21 protein-coding genes and 3 pseudogenes are annotated in these 20,534 nt (G+C 69.0%); 12 read left to right on the forward strand and 12 right to left on the reverse strand.

Annotated elements, in window-relative coordinates; genetic code table 11:
- Positions 1-35: 35 nt before the first annotated feature.
- Entirely contained in the window at positions 36-1,133 is a 1,098-nt protein-coding gene (locus J1M36_RS06065) for an iron-containing redox enzyme family protein (RefSeq protein ID WP_193519232.1), read from the forward strand.
- Positions 1,130-1,441 carry a CDGSH iron-sulfur domain-containing protein gene (locus tag J1M36_RS06070; protein WP_307723023.1) on the forward strand — a complete coding sequence of 104 codons (312 nt, stop codon included), beginning with the start codon at positions 1,130-1,132 and terminating at the stop codon, positions 1,439-1,441. Before J1M36_RS06065 ends, J1M36_RS06070 begins: the two co-directional genes overlap by 4 nt.
- 73 nt (positions 1,442-1,514) lie before the next feature.
- On the opposite strand, the gene J1M36_RS06075 is transcribed toward J1M36_RS06070, so the two are convergent.
- On the reverse strand, positions 1,515-1,682 hold the full coding sequence (locus J1M36_RS06075; protein WP_167319024.1) for a hypothetical protein: 168 nt from the start codon (positions 1,680-1,682) through the stop codon (positions 1,515-1,517).
- Between the two features lie 220 nt (positions 1,683-1,902).
- Here J1M36_RS06075 and J1M36_RS06080 point away from each other — a divergent pair, with 220 nt between their 5' ends.
- Positions 1,903-2,820, forward strand: coding sequence for a sulfite exporter TauE/SafE family protein (locus J1M36_RS06080; protein ID WP_035965671.1), 918 nt, complete (start codon positions 1,903-1,905; stop codon positions 2,818-2,820).
- A 159-nt stretch (positions 2,821-2,979) separates the two neighbouring features.
- Here J1M36_RS06080 and J1M36_RS06085 read toward each other — a convergent pair whose 3' ends face one another.
- Positions 2,980-3,402, reverse strand: coding sequence for an organic hydroperoxide resistance protein (locus tag J1M36_RS06085; RefSeq protein ID WP_035965673.1), 423 nt, complete (start codon positions 3,400-3,402; stop codon positions 2,980-2,982).
- Between the two features lie 377 nt (positions 3,403-3,779).
- Here J1M36_RS06085 and J1M36_RS06090 point away from each other — a divergent pair.
- Positions 3,780-4,391 (forward strand): annotated as a pseudogene (locus J1M36_RS06090) (IS3 family transposase); the annotation flags it as partial.
- A gap of 214 nt (positions 4,392-4,605) precedes the next feature.
- On the opposite strand, the gene J1M36_RS06095 reads toward J1M36_RS06090, so the two are convergent.
- On the reverse strand, positions 4,606-4,752 hold the full coding sequence (locus J1M36_RS06095) for a hypothetical protein (protein ID WP_206478887.1): 147 nt from the start codon (positions 4,750-4,752) through the stop codon (positions 4,606-4,608).
- Between the two features lie 73 nt (positions 4,753-4,825).
- On the opposite strand from J1M36_RS06095, the gene J1M36_RS06100 reads away from it, so the two are divergent.
- Complete coding sequence (locus tag J1M36_RS06100; RefSeq protein WP_206478888.1) at positions 4,826-5,236, forward strand: hypothetical protein; 411 nt, start codon at positions 4,826-4,828, stop codon at positions 5,234-5,236.
- A gap of 103 nt (positions 5,237-5,339) precedes the next feature.
- On the opposite strand, the gene J1M36_RS06105 is transcribed toward J1M36_RS06100, so the two are convergent.
- Positions 5,340-6,104 (reverse strand): NAD(P)H-binding protein, encoded by a 765-nt coding sequence (locus tag J1M36_RS06105; protein ID WP_206478889.1) that lies wholly within the window; start codon positions 6,102-6,104, stop codon positions 5,340-5,342.
- Positions 6,105-6,135: 31 nt separating this feature from the next.
- Positions 6,136-7,461 carry a deoxyribodipyrimidine photo-lyase gene (locus tag J1M36_RS06110; protein ID WP_131333792.1) on the reverse strand — a complete coding sequence of 442 codons (1,326 nt, stop codon included), beginning with the start codon at positions 7,459-7,461 and terminating at the stop codon, positions 6,136-6,138.
- A 486-nt stretch (positions 7,462-7,947) separates the two neighbouring features.
- Here J1M36_RS06110 and J1M36_RS06115 point away from each other — a divergent pair, with 486 nt between their 5' ends.
- Complete coding sequence (locus tag J1M36_RS06115) at positions 7,948-9,081, forward strand: 3,4-dioxygenase subunit beta (RefSeq protein ID WP_241246923.1); 1,134 nt, start codon at positions 7,948-7,950, stop codon at positions 9,079-9,081.
- Positions 9,082-9,240: 159 nt separating this feature from the next.
- Here the strand turns inward: J1M36_RS06115 and J1M36_RS06120 are convergent, their stop codons facing one another.
- Positions 9,241-9,744 (reverse strand): hypothetical protein, encoded by a 504-nt coding sequence (locus J1M36_RS06120; protein ID WP_342358297.1) that lies wholly within the window; start codon positions 9,742-9,744, stop codon positions 9,241-9,243.
- A 241-nt stretch (positions 9,745-9,985) separates the two neighbouring features.
- On the opposite strand from J1M36_RS06120, the gene J1M36_RS06125 reads away from it, so the two are divergent.
- Complete coding sequence (locus tag J1M36_RS06125) at positions 9,986-10,417, forward strand: MarR family transcriptional regulator (protein ID WP_206478907.1); 432 nt, start codon at positions 9,986-9,988, stop codon at positions 10,415-10,417.
- Between the two features lie 47 nt (positions 10,418-10,464).
- Here the strand turns inward: J1M36_RS06125 and J1M36_RS06130 are convergent, their stop codons facing one another.
- Positions 10,465-12,222 (reverse strand): oleate hydratase, encoded by a 1,758-nt coding sequence (locus J1M36_RS06130; RefSeq protein WP_098056007.1) that lies wholly within the window; start codon positions 12,220-12,222, stop codon positions 10,465-10,467.
- A gap of 89 nt (positions 12,223-12,311) precedes the next feature.
- Here J1M36_RS06130 and J1M36_RS06135 point away from each other — a divergent pair, with 89 nt between their 5' ends.
- Positions 12,312-13,058, forward strand: a complete 747-nt coding sequence (locus J1M36_RS06135; RefSeq protein ID WP_318281310.1) for a helix-turn-helix domain-containing protein — start codon at positions 12,312-12,314, stop codon at positions 13,056-13,058.
- A gap of 114 nt (positions 13,059-13,172) precedes the next feature.
- On the opposite strand, the pseudogene J1M36_RS12725 reads toward J1M36_RS06135, so the two are convergent.
- Positions 13,173-13,322, reverse strand: a pseudogene (locus tag J1M36_RS12725) (arginase family protein); the annotation flags it as partial.
- Between J1M36_RS12725 and J1M36_RS06140 the strand changes: the two are divergent.
- From J1M36_RS06140 to fmdA, 3 genes and pseudogenes are all read left to right on the forward strand, one after another.
- A pseudogene (locus J1M36_RS06140) lies at positions 13,320-14,129 on the forward strand (aromatic amino acid lyase); the annotation flags it as partial. The pseudogenes J1M36_RS12725 and J1M36_RS06140 sit on opposite strands and share 3 nt — an antisense overlap.
- 227 nt (positions 14,130-14,356) lie before the next feature.
- Entirely contained in the window at positions 14,357-14,650 is a 294-nt protein-coding gene (locus J1M36_RS06145) for an FmdB family zinc ribbon protein (RefSeq protein ID WP_193519230.1), read from the forward strand.
- Between the two features lie 58 nt (positions 14,651-14,708).
- Positions 14,709-15,965, forward strand: a complete 1,257-nt coding sequence (gene fmdA, locus J1M36_RS06150) for a formamidase (RefSeq protein WP_193519229.1) — start codon at positions 14,709-14,711, stop codon at positions 15,963-15,965.
- A 238-nt stretch (positions 15,966-16,203) separates the two neighbouring features.
- Here the strand turns inward: fmdA and J1M36_RS06155 are convergent, their stop codons facing one another.
- Genes J1M36_RS06155 through J1M36_RS06170 form a run of 4 tightly spaced genes read right to left on the reverse strand, consistent with a single transcriptional unit; the run spans position 16,204 to position 18,702 of the window.
- Positions 16,204-16,563: an aldo/keto reductase gene (locus J1M36_RS06155; RefSeq protein ID WP_193519228.1), complete on the reverse strand. Its 360-nt coding sequence runs from the start codon at positions 16,561-16,563 to the stop codon at positions 16,204-16,206.
- 38 nt (positions 16,564-16,601) lie between these two features.
- Entirely contained in the window at positions 16,602-17,210 is a 609-nt protein-coding gene (locus J1M36_RS06160) for a DUF3349 domain-containing protein (protein ID WP_193519227.1), read from the reverse strand.
- A complete protein-coding gene (locus J1M36_RS06165; RefSeq protein WP_064845450.1) occupies positions 17,207-17,479 on the reverse strand; it encodes a hypothetical protein in 273 nt (90 codons plus the stop codon). Before J1M36_RS06165 ends, J1M36_RS06160 begins: the two co-directional genes overlap by 4 nt.
- Positions 17,476-18,702: an inorganic phosphate transporter gene (locus J1M36_RS06170; protein ID WP_085106897.1), complete on the reverse strand. Its 1,227-nt coding sequence runs from the start codon at positions 18,700-18,702 to the stop codon at positions 17,476-17,478. The genes J1M36_RS06165 and J1M36_RS06170 overlap by 4 nt, the downstream gene beginning before the upstream one ends.
- A gap of 145 nt (positions 18,703-18,847) precedes the next feature.
- Between J1M36_RS06170 and J1M36_RS06175 the strand changes: the two genes are divergently transcribed.
- Positions 18,848-20,413 carry an MFS transporter gene (locus J1M36_RS06175; RefSeq protein WP_206478890.1) on the forward strand — a complete coding sequence of 522 codons (1,566 nt, stop codon included), beginning with the start codon at positions 18,848-18,850 and terminating at the stop codon, positions 20,411-20,413.
- The last annotated feature ends 121 nt before the right edge of the window (positions 20,414-20,534 follow it).

Genomic DNA, 20,534 nt, shown 5'->3' on the forward strand with positions numbered 1-20,534 from the left:
CCGAGCACCCACCTTTCCGAGCGGAGAACACCATCATGACGACCGTCCCTACCCGAACCGTGGCCCCGACCGCTCGCGGACCCGTGAGCACGGCCCTCCTGGAGATCCTGACCGGCCCGAAGGAGACCCCGGCGAGCGGGTACGCGGCGCTGTCCGAAGCGACGGCCACCGCGGTTAACGCGTCGCAGGACGTCCTCGCGGACGAGGACCTGCAGCTGTCCCTGTTCCTGCTCTACCTGTTGCACTACGGGCCCGCGGAATTCGTGACCGCGGACCGCGAGTGGGATCCCGAGCTGCTGCGCGTGCGCACAGTGCTCGAGGCCGGTTTCGAGGCCGAGCTGCGCCGTCGCGTGCCCCTCCCCGATCCCCTGCCCGGCGACTCCGCGCAACTCGTGGACACGATGTTCGCGATGACCGGCGGGGACGCCAAGCCCACCCTGGCCACGTGGCTCGCCCGGCACCCGAGCGAGGAGATCCTGAGCGAGTTCCTGGTCCACCGCTCCATCTACACGCTGCGCGAGGCGGACCCCCACTCGTGGGGCATCGCCCGGTTGCGGGGCCGCGCGAAGGCGGCGCTCGTGGAGATCCAGTCGGACGAGTACGGCGGGGGCCGTCCCGAGCGCGTGCACGCCACGATCTTCGCGCAGACCATGCGAGGTTTCGGCCTGGACGACACCCTGGACCACTACCTGGACCTCGTGCCCGCCCCCACGCTCGCGTCCATGAACCTCATGAGCCTGTTCGGACTGCACCGCCGGTTGCGCGGGGCCATCGCGGGTCACCTCGCGGCGTTCGAGATGACGTCCTCGATCCCCAACAAGTACTACGGCCGAGCGTTCCGCAAGCTCGGTTACGACGCGGACGTCACCTGGTACTACGACGAGCACGTGGAGGCCGACGCCGTTCACGAACAGATCGCCGCGCGTGACCTCGCCGGGGCGCTCGCCCAGGACGAGCCCGAGCTGCTCGAGGACGTCCTGTTCGGCGCGGCCGCGTGCCTGTACGTGGACGGGCTCATGGGTGATCACATGCTCGAGTGCTGGTCAGACGGGCGGACCTCCCTGCGCGGGAGCATGCCGGGACTGCAGACCGTGGGTTCCGAGGCCCCGGTCGCCGAGCGGGTGGCCCTGTGAGCGAGCAGGATCCACGCACCACGGACGACGGGAGCCCCGTCCTCTCGGTGGCGCACGACGCCGAGGATCCCGTGGTGATCACCCCGTGCCCGGACGGGCCGCTCTTGGTGCGCGGTGACGTGCTGATCGCCCCGGAACCGGGGGCCGAGCCGCAGAAGCCGCCGCGGCGCGTCGTCGCCCTGTGCCGGTGCAACATGTCGTCGATCGCGCCGTTCTGCGACGGTTCGCATAAGCTCGCGAACTTCCGCACCCGCCCGCCGCGGTACAACATCGGCAACCCCCGCGAGGATCCCGGCGAGGAGGACTGAGCCGGACATCGGAGACCTGAATACGCGATCGGCCCGTGGCATGTGCCACGGGCCGATCACGTAGTGGTTCAGGTCAGTTCTCGGTGGCGGGCTCGTCGCCCTTGTTGTCCGTCATGGCGCCCACGCCCTCGTCGGCGGGTTCGGCGTCCGTCTGGGTCTCCTGACCTAGGGCCGCACTCTCTTCCTGGGGGCTCATCTTGATGGATTCCTCGCCCGCGTTGGCGGGATTTTTCTCTGCCACGTGCTGTCCTTTCGTTGGACGTCTCGGTCGGCGGAATCGCTGACCCTCCCATCCTCGTCAGCGTACTGACGATTGACAAGAGAAGACGTTCCCCGGCCGATGTCAAGCGGATGTCATCGCACTACACGTTGTGACGCACGGCGCAACATTCCTTGGGTGAGCGCCCGCCCGGTTCCTAGGCTGAGTGACCTCACCCCTTCCACTGCACAGGAGTCGCACCGTGCGTACATTGATCTTGCTCGCCCTGGTGGGTTTCGGGGCGCAACTCGTGGACGGTTCGCTCGGTATGGCCTACGGCGTGACCTCATCCACCCTGCTGTTGGCCGTGGGTCTGACCCCCGCCTCGGTGTCCGCGACAGTGCACCTCGCGGAGGTGGGCACCACCCTGGCCTCCGGGCTCTCGCACTGGCGCTTCGGCAACATCGATTGGCGCGTCGTAGGCTTCATGGCGGTTCCCGGCGGGATCGCCGCGTTCGCGGGCGCCCATCTGCTGACCCTCTCCGGGGAGGCCGCCGCACCGGTGATGTCCGTGATCCTGTTGCTGCTGGGCTGCTACGTGGTGTGGCGGTTCTTGCGGCTCGGCGGGCGGCGCCCGAACTTCACGGGCAAGGTGCGCGGATTCTTCCTGATCCCCCTGGCCACGGTCGCGGGCTTCATGGACGCGATCGGCGGCGGTGGGTGGGGCCCCGTGGGCACCCCCACCCTGCTGGCCTCCGGCAAGATCGCCCCGCGCAAGGTCATCGGATCCATCGACACGTCCGAGTTCGTGGTCAGTCTGGGTGCCTCCATCGGGTTCCTGATGGCACTCGGCAGCCAGGGCGTCGACTTCGGCATGGTCCTGGCTCTACTGATCGGCGGTGTGGTGGCCGCGCCGATCGCCGCGTGGCTCGTGCGTTGGCTCGCCCCGCGCATCCTCGCCGTCGGCGCCGGCGGACTCATCATCTTCACGAACACGCGTACCCTGTTGCGCCTGGACGCCGTGCAGGCGCGCCTCCCCGGCGACGCCGCGTACTACGCGATCCTCGGCGCGCTCGCCCTGCTGTGGATCGTCGCGGTCGTCTGGGTCGTGCGCCGCGAACTCGCCGACCGCCGCTCCGCGACCCTGCGCACCGAGGTGCGCGTCCCCGAGAGCGTCTGAGGGCGACGTCGCGCCGAGGGGACGTGACATCCCCCTCGGCGCCGTGGGGCTCGTGGCCCCCGCCCGTGCGTCACGGCACGGCCCCGTCAGGGCCTCAGTGGGCCGCAGAACGCCGGGGACGTGCCGTGCGCTCTCATCGGGCGCGGTGCGACGCGCTCGTCAATCCTCCACGACGGTCACGGTGACCTCGATGTTGCCGCGCGTGGCGTTGGAATAGGGGCAGACCTGGTGCGCGGCGTCCGCGAGTTCCTGGGCCGCGTCGTGCTCGAGTTCGGGGATGATCACTTCCAACTGCACGGCCAGGGTGAACCCGCCTGCGCCGTTGTCGCCGATCTGCACGCGGGCCCCCACGGCGGAATCACCGAGCGAGACCTTCTGCTGGCGGGCGACCATCTGCAAGGCGGAGTGGAAGCAGGCCGCGTACCCGGCGGCGAAAAGCTGCTCGGGATTGGCGCCGTTCCCGGATCCCCCCATCTCCTTCGGCACGGCCAGGTCGAACTGCAGCGACCCGTCCTTGGTGGCGACGCTGCCGTTGCGGCCCGCGCCCTGGGCAAGCGCTTCCGCGGTGTACATAGCCTTCATGATGATTCCTCGTCCTTTCCGTGGCCGGTGAGCCCCGGCCCTGAACGCCGGGTGGTACGACCGCAATCGATGGTAGGTCGCGGTATTTAGATTGTCCACAATCTAGGCGTTCACTTTTCATGCGGGACGGGCCGGTGAGGGCCACCCGGAATTCCCCGTTACCTTTTTCGTGCGCCTGAGTTCGGGAGGATGAGGGCGTAGGTAGCCAGCCGGTCCCGGCATGATTGTTGCCCCCCCAGTCGACCATGTTCCGGGGGGGGTGTAGCCACCGGGACCGGTCCTGGTTCACACGGACCGCTGAAGCGCCCTGGATTTGGTTCCGAGATTCCTGAAGAAGGCCTCGGCTTTTTTCGCAGCGGAGCTCGACCGCCCCACGACGAGATGATCCGATTCATGGACATGAACACTCCGCCAAGGGTGAGGATCACCGCCCGGACCTGGTGAAACGTGACTTCACTGCCGCCCCGCACCAGCTGTGGGTCTCAGACATCACCTACGTGCGCCTCATGTCGGGATTCTGCTACGTCGCATTCATTACTGATGTCTGTACCCGTAAGATCATCGGCTGGGCCGTGGCTTCAACACTGCACACTGACCGGCTGCCACTGCTGGCTCTAGAACACGCGCTCTTGACGAGCGGAGCCCGTCGGACGTCTTCTGGGCTGACGCATCATTCGGACCGAGGGGTTCAATACGTATCTTTGGCCTACACGGATGCCTTAGTCGCCGCGGGTGTGACCGCTTCGGTCGGCACAGTCGGGGATTCCTATGACAATGCTCTGGCGGAGTCAATCAATAGTCTGTACAAGACGGAGATCATCTACTCCAGGGGCGTGTGGGACTCGGCAACGGCGGTGGAGATCGCGATACTGGAGTGGGTCCGCTGGTGGAACACCGCTCGACTTCACGAGTCCCTGGCCTACCGGACCCCGGCCGAGGTCGAAGCTGCTTGCACCGAGATCGAGGCGACCGCACCCGCGGTGCCCTAACCTCGGAACGAAACCCAAGGCGCTTCAGTTCTCGCAGGGAAGATCTCCCACCACAAGATCCCGCGCTATGTGCACGTGGTGGAGGAATTGCCCATGACCGTCACGGGCAAGGTCCGTAAGGTGGAGATGCGCGAGGAGACGCTCAAGCTGCTGGATCTGGAGTGCTGAACCCGCAGGCCATTTCACGTATATGTGAATGGGTGTCACGGTATAGCTAAACACTTACGAACCCGGCGCGAAGGGAGACGCCAATGACCATCAATTGCGGGAACAGCGGGAAACGGAACGTCGCGACGCCTTCGAGAAACTGCGGGCACTCGACGCGGAAGACGATGTCGATCTTTTCGACGACTGAGATCATGCGTTCGTGAGCGACACGTGGGGCACCCCTGTTTTCAACCGGGTGCCCCACGTGATGTCACGAGATTTGGACCATGACGCAAAGAGTTTTCGTCGATGCCAACGTCCTCTTCAGCAAGACCCTGATGGATTGGCTCTTCTTGTTGCGCCTTGAAAACCCCGCGATGTTCCATGTCCACAGCACGGAGGACGTCTTCGCGGAGGTCACTGCGAACATGCGCAAGAAATGCTCTACAGCTCCGGGACATAGAACCGCCCAGCGGGCTCAGCTGATACGCAAGAACATGGATGAGGTCCTGCAGGGCTTCCCGTCCGATCTCGACTTCACCGGTACGGATCGCCACGATTACCACGTCCCCGCAGGGGCCGTTTTCGGAGGCGCAGACATCATCCTCACGCCCGACACCTACGTGCGGCCCGGGGAACCGGTGACCCACGAGGGCACGCAGGCGCTGCGCGGCTTCTTCGGGATCGAACGCGGCTGACCTCCAGCCCGCTAAAGGCCCACGCACCATGCTCTGACGACGGCGAGGTAGCAGTCCTCGCGACATCGACCCGTCACACGACGGGCCGCTGCGGTGCCGCCTCTCAGTACTCCGTCCGCAACCACTCGTCGAAGCGTTGCGAGGTGACGAACGCGTCCTGCGGGATCAGGCCACCGTGGGCGATCGCCCGGCCGAGCAGCGGCGCTTCCTTCAGCACGCTGGGCGTGCGGCCCGCGAGGTCACCGCCGGCCGCGAGGATGCGGCGCGCGAAGTTCGCCATGGTGTCCACCTCCGGACCGCGCACCGCGAGGATCTCGTGACGTGCCTCGCGATGGGTGGTGGCGACCTCGGCGACGAACCGTGCGACCTCCTCGCGCCGCGCGGGCGCCATGAGAAGGGTGGGCACCAGGGCCACCGGGCCGCGGGCGAGCAGGCCGGTGGTTGCGGGAATGAAATCGAACCACTGGGTCGAGCGCACCGTGGTGGAGGGGATCACCGCCTGCTGGTACACGCTTTCCTGCGCGGCCTTGCCCTTGTAGTAGCCGAAACCGCCGTTGACCCGCGGATCCACGGCACCCACGATGGACAGGCACACGATCCGGCCCACGCCCTGCTCGCGCGCCGCCTTAACGGTCTGGGACGCGGCCCGCGTGAAGAACGGGACGGACTTGCAGGCACCGAACGTATTGATGTGCAAAGCGTCCACGACCACGTCCACACCCGCCAAGGCCTGCAACAACCCCCGACCGGCCACGACGTCCACCCCCGTGCGGCGGCTCGCCCGCACCACGATGTGGCCGTCGGCCTCGAGGAGGTCGGCGACGTCGGACCCAAAACTCCCGCTGGCACCCAGCACGGCGATCTTCATGGGGCCAGCGTAGGCGCGGAGCGTGCGAGGTTCACAGGGTCTTGAACAGCTCCAGGGCGTGGGCGCGGGAAGCCTTGAGGTCCACGATGGATTCCACGCCCTCCTGCCGCCCGTTCCAGCGGTCCACGTACACGAAGTCCGGGTCGAACTTCTTCTGCTGGGTCTCGGGGTTGAAGATCCGGAAGTAGGGCGCGGCGTCGGTCCCGGAACCGGCCACCCACTGCCAGTTGTGAGGGTTCGAGGCGGGGTCCGCATCCACGAGGGTGTCCCAGAACCACTGCTCCCCCAGCCGCCAGTCGATCAGCAGGTTCTTGGCCAATAGAGACGCGGTCACCATGCGCACCCGGTTCTGCATGGTCCCGGTCTCCCATAGTTCGTGCATGCCCGCGTCCACCAGGGGGATCCCCGTGCGCCCGCGCTGCCACGCGGCGAGCGCGTCGTCGTCCAGCGGAGGCCATGGGAAGCGCTCGAATTTGGGGTTGATGGGGCGGGTGGCCATGTCCGGGTGGATGTAGAGGTTGTACCAGGCGTACTCCCGCCATCCCAGTTCGGTGAGGAACTTCCCCGGGTTCTCCGCGCCGGACAGCGCCCTGTACCACACGGTGTGCGGGCTGATCTCCCCCCAGCGCAGGTGCGGAGACAGGCCCGACGTCGCCGGTTTCGCCGGGACGTCCCGGTCCTGCGTATAGGTGGGCAGGCGCTCGTCGAGGAAGTCGTCGAGGCGGTCGTGGGCCGCGCGCTCGCCCACGGTCCACGTGCGGGCCAGCCCTGCCGACCAGTCCGGCGCGGTAGGTAGGAGCCCCCAGTCCTCGAGGGCGTCGGAGGCAGGGGTGGGCTCGGCGGGCACCACGGACGACGGCGCCGGATACGGTTCACGCGGCGGCGGCCCGCTCGTGCACGCGCGCCAGAACGGGGTGAACACCCGGTAGGGGTCACCGGCCTGCGTGGTGATGGCCCACGGTTCGAACATCAGGTTCCCGGCGTAGGAGTGCGCCTCCACCCCGTTCTCCCCGGCCCAGTCCTTGAGCCCGGCGTCCACCGCGCGCTCGGGCCCGCCGTAGCGCCGGTTCCACAGCACACGGTCCGCACCGGTTTCGCGGACGACGTCGCGCACGACCTCCCCCGCCGCCCCTCGCCGCAGTGTCAGGGGCGTCCCCAGGGCGGCGAGATCCGCCGCCAGCGACGTGAGGGAGTGATGCAACCACCACTTCGCTGCACCCCCGAGGGGCCGGATGCCCGGGGATTCCTCGTCCAGCACGTAGAGGCACACCACAGGCTCACCGTGGGACACCGCCTCGTGCAGGGCGGGGTGGTCGGTGACCCGCAGGTCGTCGCGGAACAGCACCACGGTGGTCATGCGAACTCCTCGATGGGACGTGCGTGGGACGTGCCGGATTCCAGGCCGGTCAAGGGACACCTGTCAGCCTGGCACACCCACCGGTGAGAAGGGACCGGGCACCGGCCTGTGTGGCATCGGCGCCGTGCGCAACACGTCCGACCCACTCCCACCCCGCGGCGCCATGTGGCTGATCGTGGCACTGGCCGCGCTGGCCCTGGGGCTGCTGCGCACCACGATCGCCCTGAGCGTCGGGCCTACGGCAACAGCCCGCCGTAGCGCCGGTTCCACGGCACGCGGTCCGCGCCGGTTTTGCGGACGACGTCACGCACGGCCTCCCCGGCCGTCCGGCACTGCGCGGGGCTTGGAGCCTGCTCCCCGTCAATCTACAGCCCCGGCACAGGCACACCCCACGCGCAGCACAGGCCGGTCGGGCCGTGGATCCAGCCCGGCTCCGTAGCGTCGGGGGTTCGACGCGCCAGTGAGCGCCTTCCGAAGGAGCATGTAATGAACCCGATCCGTCGACGCCGCGGCATCCGCACCTACCCGGCCACCTCCGAGACCTGCGCCATGCAGTCGCAGAACACCGACCGCGACCACGCGGGCCGCCACCACCCCGGGCACCGCGACACCGGCGGCCCTGACACCGGCCACCCCCGCGACGAGGGTCACGACGCCTCCGGGGCCCTCCCCGCAACCGCAGCCGGCACGTTCGAGGGACGGGTCCTGGACCGCCCCCACGAGGACGTAGAGGACCAGGGCCTCGCTTTCGACCTCGGAACGCTGATCGACCGCCGCCGCGCGCTCGGCATCTTCGGGGCCGGCGCGAGCGTCTTCGCACTGGCGGCGTGCACGGGCACCACGACGTCGAGCTCGTCCGGTTCCGCCTCCGCGACGGCATCGGCGTCCGAGACCGCGAGCACCACGCCATCGCCTTCCAAGACCTACGACGAGGAGATGCCGCAGGAGACCGCTGGGCCCTACCCCGGTGACGGCTCCAACGGTGCGGACGCGCTGGACGTCTCCGGGGTGGAGCGCAGCAACATCACCGCGAGCATCGACGGCGGCGCCGCGGTGGACGGCGTAGCCATGACCCTGACGATGAACATCGTGGACATGGTCAAGGACAACGGTCCCATGACGGGCGCGGCCGTGTACGTGTGGCACTGCGACCCGGACGGCAACTACTCCATGTACTCGGAGGGCGTGGAGGACGAGACGTACCTGCGCGGCGTCCAGGTGGTGGGTGACGACGGCAAGGTCACCTTCACGTCGATCGTCCCGGGCTGCTACGCGGGCCGCTGGCCGCACATCCACTTCGAGGTCTTCCCGGACATCGGCTCGATCACGGACGCCACCAACGCGGTGCTGACCTCGCAGATCGCGCTGCCGGAGGAGATGGCCAACACGGTCTACAAGGACTCCCGCTACCCGGACTCCGCCACGAACATGTCCCAGATCACCCTGGAGACGGACAACGTCTTCTCGGACGGGGTGGACATGCAGATGCCGAAGGTCTCGGGCAGCGTGGCCAAGGGGTACACGGTGACGATCGACGTCCCCATCGACACGAGCACCGAGCCCACGGCCGCCGCAGCACCGGGCGGCGCGGGCGGTCCCGGCGGCGCCCCGGGCCAGTGATTCCGTCGAACGAGTGATCCCGCAGGTCCCGCCGCGGACGACCCCGCCGCACCGCCGGTTCCCCGGCACCCGTGCGCCGGGGCGCGGGGCCGTGTGGAGCGGCGTCGTCCACGGGTCAGGCGTCGCCGCCCGGGCGTGGGAGCCTACCGGGGCGGGGACTCAGGGCAGCAGCCCGTAGACGATCCCGCTCACGACCACGATGCCGGCCACGGTGACGAACACGTTGGAGATCTTCCCGCGGTAGGGCTCCAGCCCGGGGAGCCTGCGGATGGCGTACATGGGCATGAGGTAGAGGATCACGGCGATCACGGGCCCGGCCAGGGACTCGATGAGCGAGAGGATGCTGGGGTTGGCCACGGCCGCGATCCAACCCGTGATAAAGATGAACGCCGCCACGGAGGCCCGCTCGCTCGCGCGGTCCCCGTACTCGTGCTTCATGGCCACGGAGAACTGGGAGATGGCCGGGGAGTGGTTGAACGCGAAGACGAGCACCGGGATGACCAGCCACACGGACATCAGGAACTCCCCGGGCGCGGGCACACCCCGGAACGCACTGAAGTTCCACGTGGGAATCAGGTACAGGGTCACGCCCAGCAAGATCAGGATCAGCGGGTACACCAGCCACTGGGTGATGATCAGCATGATCCGCTGACCGGTGAGCATGACCGCCATCATCGGTGTCACTAGCAGACCGAAGCAGCCAGCGCGGCGGTGGCTGCGGTCACCGAGGATCCTCCGGCCGGCGTGGACGTACGGTCGTGGTCATGCTCCGGCACCGGGGTCTCCGTGCTGTTGGGGGAAGGGCAGAGCGGAAGGATGCGGACACCCTGTGAGCCGGGCCACAGCTATACGCGACGTGCCCTCGTTGTTCCACAACCCCGCCGTGGTGGGCGTCTCCCGTACCATGGTGCGCATGGATCCCGAGTTCCGCCTGGACACGCAGCTGTGCTTCGCGCTGTACGCTGCCTCGCGCAAGGTGACCAGCGCGTACCGTGAACCTCTCAAGGCCATCGGGCTGACCTACCCGCAGTACCTGGTGATGCTTGTGCTATGGGAGCAGGACCACCGCTCGGTCCGCCAGCTGGGCGAGACCCTCGCCCTGGACAGCGGCACCCTCTCCCCGCTGCTGCGCCGCATGGAGGCGGCGGGCTTCGTGACCCGCCGCCGCAGCGAGCAGGACGAACGCTCGGTGGTCATCTCTCTCACGGACGCCGGGCGTGCTCTGCAGGAACCGGCCGCGGGGATGCAGCGCGAGCTGCTGGACGAGCTGGACATGTCCCCCAGGGACAGGAAGACCCTGCACATGCTGGCCCAGAAGCTGTGCCACGTACTGTGACGGCTTCCGGGTGCACCCGTGCAGGGTCGCTCAGCCCGCGCTGAGGATCACAGCACGCCGTACTCCTCGAGAAGCTCTCCCACCTCGCCGTTCTCCAGCCGACGACGCAGCCGCTTGCGCAGCGGTTCCGGCCCGGGGACCCGGACCTTCTCGCCGTCCCGCAGCCGGGTGAGGCCCTCGAGCAGCACGCGCACGTCGTAGGTGCTGCCCCACGTCTCGGGAACTCCGCGCTCCACGCCCATGAGCTGGTACACGGCCTCCATGCCGGTGCGCACCGAGTACTCGGTGGTGAAGATGCAGTCGCGGCCGGTCTCGGCGAACTGGCCGATGAACGCGAAGTTGCGGGCACCCTCGGGCACCACCCGGGGGCGGTCCCCCGCGTGGCGGGGCATGAAGAAGCTGGTCACGTACGGCATCATCACGGGAACCGTCTTGGCGCCGGTGGCCGCGAGCTCCGGGATCTCCTCCACGGGAACGCCCATGTGGTAGAGCCACTCCTGGGTGATCTCCTCGCCCGTGCACTCAGCCATGGTCTTCTTCACAAAGTCACCGGGAGTGTCCACGAACAGCGAGTAGACCCACACCACGACCTGGTCCTTCGGCTGCTTCTTGAAGTGCGGCTGGCGGTTCACGGTCCAGCTGAGCAGCCATGAGGAGTCCTCCGCCGTGACGATCCCGCCCGTGACCACCCGGCCGCTGAACGGGTCCCGCTGCGCGATCTTGCGGATGTACTCGGGGATCCGCTCGTCCAAGGTGGTGACGGTGGCGGACTCCCACTTGGTCTCGTCGATCGATGAGCAGAACACCTCGGGGCGCCCGAACGACGGGTCCTTGGCGGCGATCCGCTTCCACAGGTCCCAGGCCGAGGCGGGGCCGCGGTCTAGCGTGGCGGCCGTGGCGTGGTCGCCGTCGTTCGAGTTGTCCACGAGGGATCCGATGGTGGTGAACACGAGGTCGTGCTCACCCAGTTCCTGGGTCTCGGTGGAGCCCTCGCGCACCCAGTGGATCGCGGTGGCACGGATCTCGCCGTTGCGGTGGGCGAAGTCGATGTCGCGGACATCGGTGTCGTACTGGAAGGTGACACCGCGCTCGGTGAGGTAGGAGATCAGGGGCAGCACGAAGGACTCGTACTGGTTGTACTTGGTGAACTTCAGCGCGGAGAAGTCCGGCAGCCCGCCGATGTGGTGCACGAAGCGGTGAAGGTAGAGCTTGAACTCCAGCGCGGAGTGCCACTCCTCGAACGCGAACATGGTGCGCCAGTACATCCAGAACGGGGAAGCCAGGAACTCCTTGCTCATGACTTCCTGGATCTGCTTGCCCTCCATCTCCTCACGCGTGGCCAGGAAGATGTGCAGGAGGTCCTTCTGGGCGCGCTGCGGGAGGTCGAACTTGCCCTCGTGGCCCGCGTCCTGGCCCTGCTTCACGGTGGCGCGGCGCAGGGAGTAGTTGGGGTCGTCCCGGTTGAGCCACGCGAACTCGTCCAGCACGGACGCGCCCTCGATCTCCAGGGACGGCACGGAGCGCATCATGTCCCACAGGCACTCCATGTGGTTCTCGAGCTCACGCCCGCCGCGGATCACGAACCCCTTCTCGGGCACGTCCAACCCATCCAGGGCACCGCCGGGCAGCCGGCCCTTCTCCACCACAGTCACGTTCTCGCCGGGCACGCCGGCGTCCCGGACCAAGAACACTGCCGCCGCGAGTCCGGCGAGACCGGATCCCACGATCCACGCGCGGGTGTCCTGTGCGTGCTCCGCCGGGCGGGGCCGCATGAAGGCCTCGTAGTTGCCTGCTGTGAACTGCATGTCGTTCCTCCTTCCGCGGGGGCGTCACCTTGGCGCTCCCTGCGTTCATAATTGAGCATACTCAATTTTGAGTGCAATACAATTATCCGGTGGAGAAAATTCAGAACCCGACGCCCCGGCGCAGAGCACACCCCCTGGAACACGTGGCCGCCCGCGTGAGCCCGCGCGGCCCCGGGCGCCGCGAGATCGCCAAGGCGCAGAAACGCGCCCGCATCCTGGCCGCCGCCCGCTCGCTCATGAGCGAGAAGGGCTACGCGCAGATGTCCATGAGCGAGGTCGCCTCCCGCGCGGACGTGGCCGCGGGCACCGTGTTCCAGTACGCCGCCACCAAGGCGGAGCTGCTGATGATGGTCACCGAGAACATCTGGGCGGACCACATCAACGACACCCTGGACGCCACCCCCGACCCCGGCCACCGCTCCCCCGCTGCGGTGGTGGACGCCATCATGGACTCACTCGCCCCGGTCTTCGACATGGCCGTGCACTGGCCAGAGACCACCGTGTGGATCGCGCGGGAGATTCTCTTCGGCGAGGACCTCCCCCACCGCCGCGAGGTGTTGGTGCTGGTGGAGAAGCTCGAGATCCACATCGCGCGGATGCTCGCGGGCTGCCGCTCCGCCGCGCACGCCGGCACTACGCCTCTGGATGTGGGCGCACGGATGATCGTGACCAGTGGGCTCGCAGAGCTCAACCGCGCCCGCCAGGGCCGCGCCGAGCTGCGCCTGGTGCTCGAGCGAATGCGGGAGATCGTCGCCCTCGTGGCCGCGGGCGTGGACAGTGCACTTCCTCCCGCGCACGATGCCGCTGCCCCCGCCTTCCCGGCGACCGCCCGGTAGTCCGTACCCGGGAAGGCGAGGTTGCGCGCGGACCCGGCGGTGCGGCGTCGCCGTACGGGCGTGGAAGAACCCCGGCTCGCAGATGGGCCGGGGCTCTTGGAGCGCAGGGATCAGCTACGGGGCAGGGTGATCAGCGCGGTGTGGTCGTCCAGCGGCGGTGCGCGCGGTGCGCCCGTCCGCATCGAGTGCCGGTAGCAGTTCGACCACGTCCACCAGCGCGAGCTTCTCGCTGCGGGCCACGCGCCGACAGATCTCCCGGATGACCTCACGCCCCTCTCCCACTGCGCGCTCGTGCTCATGGGCGAAGGGCGCGCCACCAGGCCCGACGGCGTGTTCGTCCCCGAGCTGCACGAGCCGTTGCGCCCCCACCCGGGCCAGAAGTATGCCGCTGCGAACATGCTCAAGGCGCTGGAAGACTCCGGCATCGTGGCGTACGCCCTGAACATCGCGCAGCAGGAGCTCGCCGCGGCCGTGGACAACCCCGTGGTGCTGGACGACGGCACCGTGAGCTCCAACGGCAACTTCCACGGCGCCCCCGTGGCCTACGTGCTGGACTTCATGGCCATCCCCATCTCGGACCTGGCCTCCATGTCCGAGCGCCGCACGGACCGCATGCTGGACCCGGCCCGCTCCCACGGCCTGCCCCCGTTCCTCGCGCAGGACCCGGGCAGGGACTCCGGGCTGATGATCGCCCAGTACACCCAGGCCGGGCTGGTCTCGGACATGAAGCGCCTCGCGGTGCCGGCCTCGGTGGACTCGATCCCGAGCTCGGCCATGCAGGAGGATCACGTGTCCATGGGCTGGCACGCCGCCCGCAAGCTGCGTCAGGCCGTGCTGAACCTGCGCCGCGTGCTCGCCATCGAGCTGCTCACCTCCACCCGCGCTATCGCCCTGCGCGCTCCCCTGGAACCGGGCGCGGCGGCGTCGGCGGTCATTGCGGATGTGGACGGCCGCGTGGGCGCACCCGGTGAGGACCGTTTCATGGCGCCGGAGATCGAGGCCGCCGAGGAGTACGTGGCCTCGGGGCGCCTGGTGCGCACGGTCGAGTCCGCGGTGGGTCCGCTGAACTGACCGGCACGCGCGGGGGCGGGGCACGACGTCGCCCGCGCGTCTCCCCGCGCGCGGCGGGGACGCGCGGTGCGGAACGCCGCGTTTGCGGGGAGGCTCTGCCGCTGGATATTGGGTTGTCGGGGGCAGGACCTCTCCCTGCGCGTCCGGCCTCCCGCAGGGCAGCCCCCGGCCCTGTCCCCTCTTCAGACCGGGTTGTATTGTGGCTTACACGCGTGAAGGGAGCGTCCATGCCCGTCTACGAGTTCCGGTGCGAGGCCTGCGGGCCGTTCGACGCCCACCACGCCATGGCGCAAGTGCCGCGCTCCCAGGACTGTCCCGCGTGCGGCGCGGACGCACGGCGCGTGTTCTCCGCTGTGGGCCTGTCCCGCGCGAACTCTGCCCGGGCACGCGTGATTGACGACGCTGCCCGCACGGCTGACGTGCCAGACGTCGTCCGATCTTTGCCCCGCCAGCTCGGTGCCCCCGGCGCGGCCCCGGCCGTGACCCGGGACCCCCGGCACGCGAAGCTGCCGCGGCCGTAGCTTCCCCGCACTGCCGCGCGGGAACCGCCCGCGGGGCTCTCCAGAAAGGTCACGGACCATGCCAGAAGTGATTTTCCCGCTGGACTCGACCAAGCCCTTCACCGAGCAGAAGCTGACCGGCCACAACCGCTGGCACCCGGACATCCCGCCCGTGGCCACGCTCAAACGTGGCGAGAGCTACCGCATCGACTGCCGCGAGTGGTTCGACGGCGCCATTAAGAACGACGACTCCGCGGACGACATCCGGGACGCACCCCTGAACCGGGTGCACGCACTGTCCGGGCCGTTCCGGATCGAGGGCGCGGAGCCCGGTGACCTGCTGATCGTGGACATCCTGGACGTGGGGCCCATTCCGCAGGAGGAGGGGCCGCTGGCCGGGCAGGGCTGGGGCTACACCGGGATCTTCGCGCAGAAGAACGGTGGCAGCTTCCTGGTGGACCAGTTCCCGGACGCCTACAAGGCCGTGTGGGACTTCCGCGGCGGCGAGTGCACTTCCCGGCACATCCCCGGCGTGAAGTTCACGGGCATGGTCCACCCCGGTCTCATGGGCACCGCGCCGTCCTCCGAGCTGCTGAAAACGTGGAACAAGCGCGAGGGCGATCTGATCGCCACCGATCCGCAGCGCGTGCCCCCGCTGGCTCTGCCACCCGAACCCGACGCCGCGATCCTGGGTTCGCTGACCGGCACCGACTTCGACCGCGTGGCCGGCGAGGGCGCCCGCACGGCTCCCCCGCGCGAGAACGGCGGCAACCAGGACATCAAGAACTTCACCAAGGGCTCACGAGTGTTCTACCCGGTGTACGTGTCCGGGGCGAACCTCTCCATGGGTGACCTGCACTTCTCCCAGGGGGACGGTGAGATCACGTTCTGCGGCGGCATCGAGATGGGCGGGTTCATCGACATCCACGTGGACGTGATCAAGGGCGGCATGGACACCTACGGCGTGAGCGAGAACGCCATCTTCATGCCCGGGCGCAACGGTCCGGTGTACTCGGAGTGGCTCGCGTTCTCCGGAACGTCCGTGACGCTCGACGGCGAGCAGCGCTACCTGGACTCCCACCTGTCCTACCAGCGCGCGATCCTGCACGCGATCGACTACCTCGCCAAGTTCGGCTGGTCCAAGGAGCAGGCGTACCTGCTGCTGGGCGCCGCACCCATCGAAGGCCGCTTCTCCGGTGTGGTGGACATCCCCAACTCGTGCGCCACGGTGTATCTGCCCACGGAGATCTTCGACGTGGACATCCGCCCCTCCGCCAGCGGCCCCACGCAGGTGGATCCGGGCATGGGCGCGCCACGGGCGATGAACCCGGGCTGATCCGCGCGGTTCGCCGCTCCTGATCCGCCCCGACGACATCTGGGGCGGGAAGTGCCCGGCTTCCATGCCACCGGACAGTCGTTTCCCGCCTCAGATGCACGGCGCCGCCGGGAGACTCCCGCGCGCCTCATGCCGCGGCGTCGAGCTCCCGCAGCACCTCGTCAGGAAGGTGCACTCCCGCCGCCTCCACGTTCTCGCGGAGGTGGTCCGGGCTGGCCGTACCCGAGATGACGAGTGACTACGGCGAGCGCGCCAGGACCCACGCGAGTCCCACCTGGTTGGGGGTCACCCCCAGCTGCTCTGCGATCTCGCGTGCGCGGGGGTCCTCGATGACGAGCCCGGGCTGCATGTCCATGCGCCGCAGGTAGACCACGTCCAGGTGGTCGGTGCCGAGCGAGCGCAGGTTCTCGTGGACGGCGTCGCGCAGCTCGGAGGGCTTCTGGGCGGCCGTCATGGGCGCGGGTCCTTCGGGGAGCGGCCGGGCACCCACCTTGCTCGCGTAGAACACGGCGTCCCGGTCCGCCCCGGACGACGCCGCCCGCGCCAGGCTCCCCAGGCCGTAGCCCATGCGCGCGACGTCGCGCGAGACGATGCCCACACACCCGGCCTTCGCAGCGGGCGCGCCCTGGTAGGTGGTTACGAGCGGGTCTCCTCGGTCTGCCCCGGATCCGCGGCCGGATCCTGCGGCTCCTCCAGCGGCCAGCCGTGCGCGGCGAGCATCGCGCGGATGCGCTCCATCTCCTCCGGCTTGGGCTCGTCCTCCGTGGCCCGGTGGATCGCAGCGCGGGCGTCCGCCTCGGAGAGGGAGGTGCCCTCAGTGCGGGCGTCCGTTGCGAGCTGCTCGGCGATCGCGGCCATGTCCTCGTCGTTGAGCTGCGGGCGCAGCACCGCCAGGACCGGGAGGTAGTCCTGCGCGGGCACGCCGTGGGGGTAGTCCGCGCGCAGCCAGTTCATGGCGCGGGCCACGTAGCCTGGCTGCCGGACGGGGGCATCCGGACCCGGCCCGGCGAGGGGCCAGCCGGCGCGCGCGAGGGTGGCGGCGACGTCGGCGAGCTGCTCCGCGGACGCGGAGGCGGCCACGAGCGTGTCATGGCTGGGGAGCTCGAGGGCCTCCAGGAGGCGCTCCGCGCGGCGGGAGCCCACCGTGCGCACGAGCAGCTCCGCCAGAACGGGGCGCGCGTCCTCGGGGACACCCTGGGGATAGGCGGCTCGGAGGTGCTCCAGCGCCGCGTCGAAGGTCATCATCCGAACACCGAGATCCCTAGGTAGTGGTCCAAGCTCTTCCGGGTGATCCACAGGACCCCGATCACCACGGCGGCGAGCACGATGGCAAAGCACAGCACGGCGCCCGCGAGCGCCACGGCGTTCCTGCGCGCCGTGCCGTCCGGGCCCGGCGGCAGGGTGGCGCGGCTCCACAGGGCGATGCCCACCGTGAACAGCGCGGGCAGTCCGGCGCCGAAGCAGAGCCCGGCCAGCAGCACGGCGAGGGCAGATTTCGCCATCTGGGCGATCATGAGCGAGCCACCTCCTGGGTGTCGGCCCGGTCCGGGTCACCGGGGGCCACGGAGTGGGTGTTCTCGTCCCACTCGGCATTGACGTTGTGCCGGTCCACCTTCTGGTGCCGGGAGCGAAGGAAGATCACCGCGGACGCCGCCGCCAGGAGCAGGAAGATCACCACGGCTCCCGGCAACCCGCCCACGGCCCGGGCGATGATGAAGCACACCGCACCCACCACGGCCGCGGCGGGGAGGGTGAGTAACCAGCCCACCACCATGCGCCCGGCCACGCCCCAGCGCACCCGTGCCCCGGGCTTGCCGACGCCCGAACCGAGGATGGATCCGGTGGCCACGTGCGTCGTCGACAGCGCCATGCCGAAGTGGCTGGAGGTGAGGATGATCGCGGCCGAGGAAGCCTCCGCGGCCATGCCCTGCGGCGGTTCGATCTCCACGAGTCCCTTGCCCAGGGTGCGGATCACGCGCCAGCCGCCCAGGTAGGTGCCGAGCGCGATGGCCACGGCGCACGTGACGATGATCCACGGCGGCAGCCCGTTGTCCTCGATTCCCTGGACGCTCAGATTCCCGTGGGCGATCAGCGCGAGGGCAATCACGCCCATGGTCTTCTGCGCGTCACCCGTGCCGTGCGCGAGAGACACCATCGACGCTGTTCCCACCTGTCCCCAGCGGAAGCCGCGGTCCTTGTGGCGGTTCGAGGCGGCGCGGCTGATGAGGTAGACGAGCGCCGTTCCCACCGCGGCCACGCACCCAGCGATGAACGGGGCGAGGGCGGCGGGGACGAGGATTTTCTGGACCACACCGGACCAGTTGACCCCGGCGACGCCGAGCGAGGCCAGGCCGGCGCCGATCAGCCCGCCGAACAGCGCGTGCGACGAGCTGGAGGGCAGACCGAACAGCCAGGTGGCCAGGTTCCAGAGGATGCCGCCGATGAGTCCGGAGAAGATCAGCACCAGCGCGAGAGTGGGGTCCAGGCCGTGAACCAGTCCGCCGTCCGAGGTCTGGATGAGCAGGACGTCCTTGGTCACCGTGGTGGCCACCTCCACGGAGAGGAACGCCCCCACCAGGTTCAGCACCGCGGACAGTGCAACCGCCGTCCTGGGTGAGAGCGCACCGGTGGCGATGGATGTTGCCATGGCGTTGCCGGTGTCGTGGAATCCGTTGGTGAAGTCGAAAGCCAGTGCGGTCACGACCACCAGGCCCAGGATCACCAGTTCAACTGTCATGCCTCCAGGATGACGCCCCCCTGTCCCGCGCGCCAAAACCGCCCCCGGGACGGCACTGGGACAGCACCGGGGTGCATGCGTCCGGCACGATCCGCCGCAGGGAAACATCGCCCAGCGCGTCTGAGACCGGGCCCATAATGCGTTCATGACCTCTGACTCCCACCGTGATCAGGACCCCGGCGAGACCTGGCACGAACGCTCCCCGGCCACGGGAACCGGCGAGCTGCCCATCCTCAGCCCGCGCCCGGATCCGCAGACCCACCGGGGCTACGCCCACGGCACGGATCCGCGGCGGTGGCGGATCCTGGCCGTGCTGCTCGTGGCCATCTTCATGTCCCTGGTGGCCGTGAGCATCATCAACGTGGGGCTGCCCTCCATCCAGGAGGGACTGGGCGCCTCCGAGTCCCAGCTGCAGTGGATCCTCTCCGGCTACGCGCTGACCTTCGGTGTGGTCCTGGTGGCGGGCGGCCGCGCCGGGGACGTGTTCGGGCGTGGGTTCCTGTGGATACTCGGGGTGGCCATCTTCACGCTGTCCTCGATCGCCGCGGGCCTGGCACCGGATCCCACCATGCTGATCGTGGCCCGCTTCGTACAGGGTGTGGGCTCTGGGCTGCTCAACCCGCAGGGCGTGGCCATGATCCAGCAGTACTTCAAGGGCGCAGAGCGCGGGAAGGCGTTCGGAATGCTGGGCAGCGCTGTGGGTGTCTCCGTGGCCATCGGCCCGGTCCTGGGAGGTCTGCTGATCCAGACGGGCGGCGCGGCCGAGGGCTGGCGGTGGCTGTTCATGGTGAACGTCCCCGTGGGCGTCGTCGCGCTCGTGCTCGCGTTCCTCTGGTTCCCCCGCCCGCTGCTGCGCAGGCCCCAGGGCACCACCATCCGCCACGCCCTGCGGGAGATGGACCCCACGGGTTCGGTGCTCCTGGGCATCGCGCTGCTCGCCACCCTGCTCCCGTTCATCGAGGCCGGCTCCCCCGGCACGAGCCCGTGGGTGTGGGCCCTACTCGCGGTCGCCGCCATGTTCCTGGCCCTGTGGATCGCGTGGGAGAAGCACTTCAAGGCCTCTGGGCACCAGCCCATGGTGGACCTGGACATCTTCAGGGTCAGCAGTTTCCTCAACGGCACCCTGCTGATCTCGCTGTATTTCCTGGGCATCACGAGCGTGTGGGTGCTTGTCACCCTCTACATGCAGAAGGGGCTCGGCCACACCGCACTGGCCGCCGGTTGCGTGGGCCTGCTCAATGCCTTGGCGAGCGCGGTGGCCTCCAACCTGGCCGGCAGCCGCGTGAACCGGATGGGCCGCAAGATCGTGGTGCTCGGCATGCTCAGCGTGGTCGTGGGCCTGCTGCTGAGCATGGCGGTGATCCTGCTGCACAACTCTTGGCACATCAGCGAGTGGTGGCTCGTGCTCACTCTGGGCTTCGTGGGTTTCGGCCAGGGCGCCGTGGTGAGCCCCAACCAGACACTCACGCTCGCGGAGGTGCCACTCGAGTACGCGGGCAGCGCCGGTGGCGTGATGCAGACCGGCCAGCGCGTGGGCACTGCCGTGGGCATCGCCATGATCACCGCGGTGGCGTACGGAGTGATCGCCGGCCAGGGCTGGTCCGTGGGCATCGCGGCGGGACTGGGCGTTGTGGTGCTCGTGGTGCTCCTCGCCCTGGCCGTGGCCCTGCGGGACATGCGCCACCGCGCCCGGAAGGACTCTCGCGCCTGAGTCACGGGGCGCACACCACGACGCCTCCGGAGCGCTCGCCCCCCGGTGGGCCCACGCTCCGCACTGTTCCGGTGGTACGACGACGCCGCCGCGCCCTCCCTGCCTCGGCCCCCGGCGTGCG

Source organism: Kocuria sp. KRD140 (assembly GCF_017168375.1).
GTDB classification, from domain to species: Bacteria; Actinomycetota; Actinomycetes; order Actinomycetales; family Micrococcaceae; genus Kocuria; species Kocuria marina.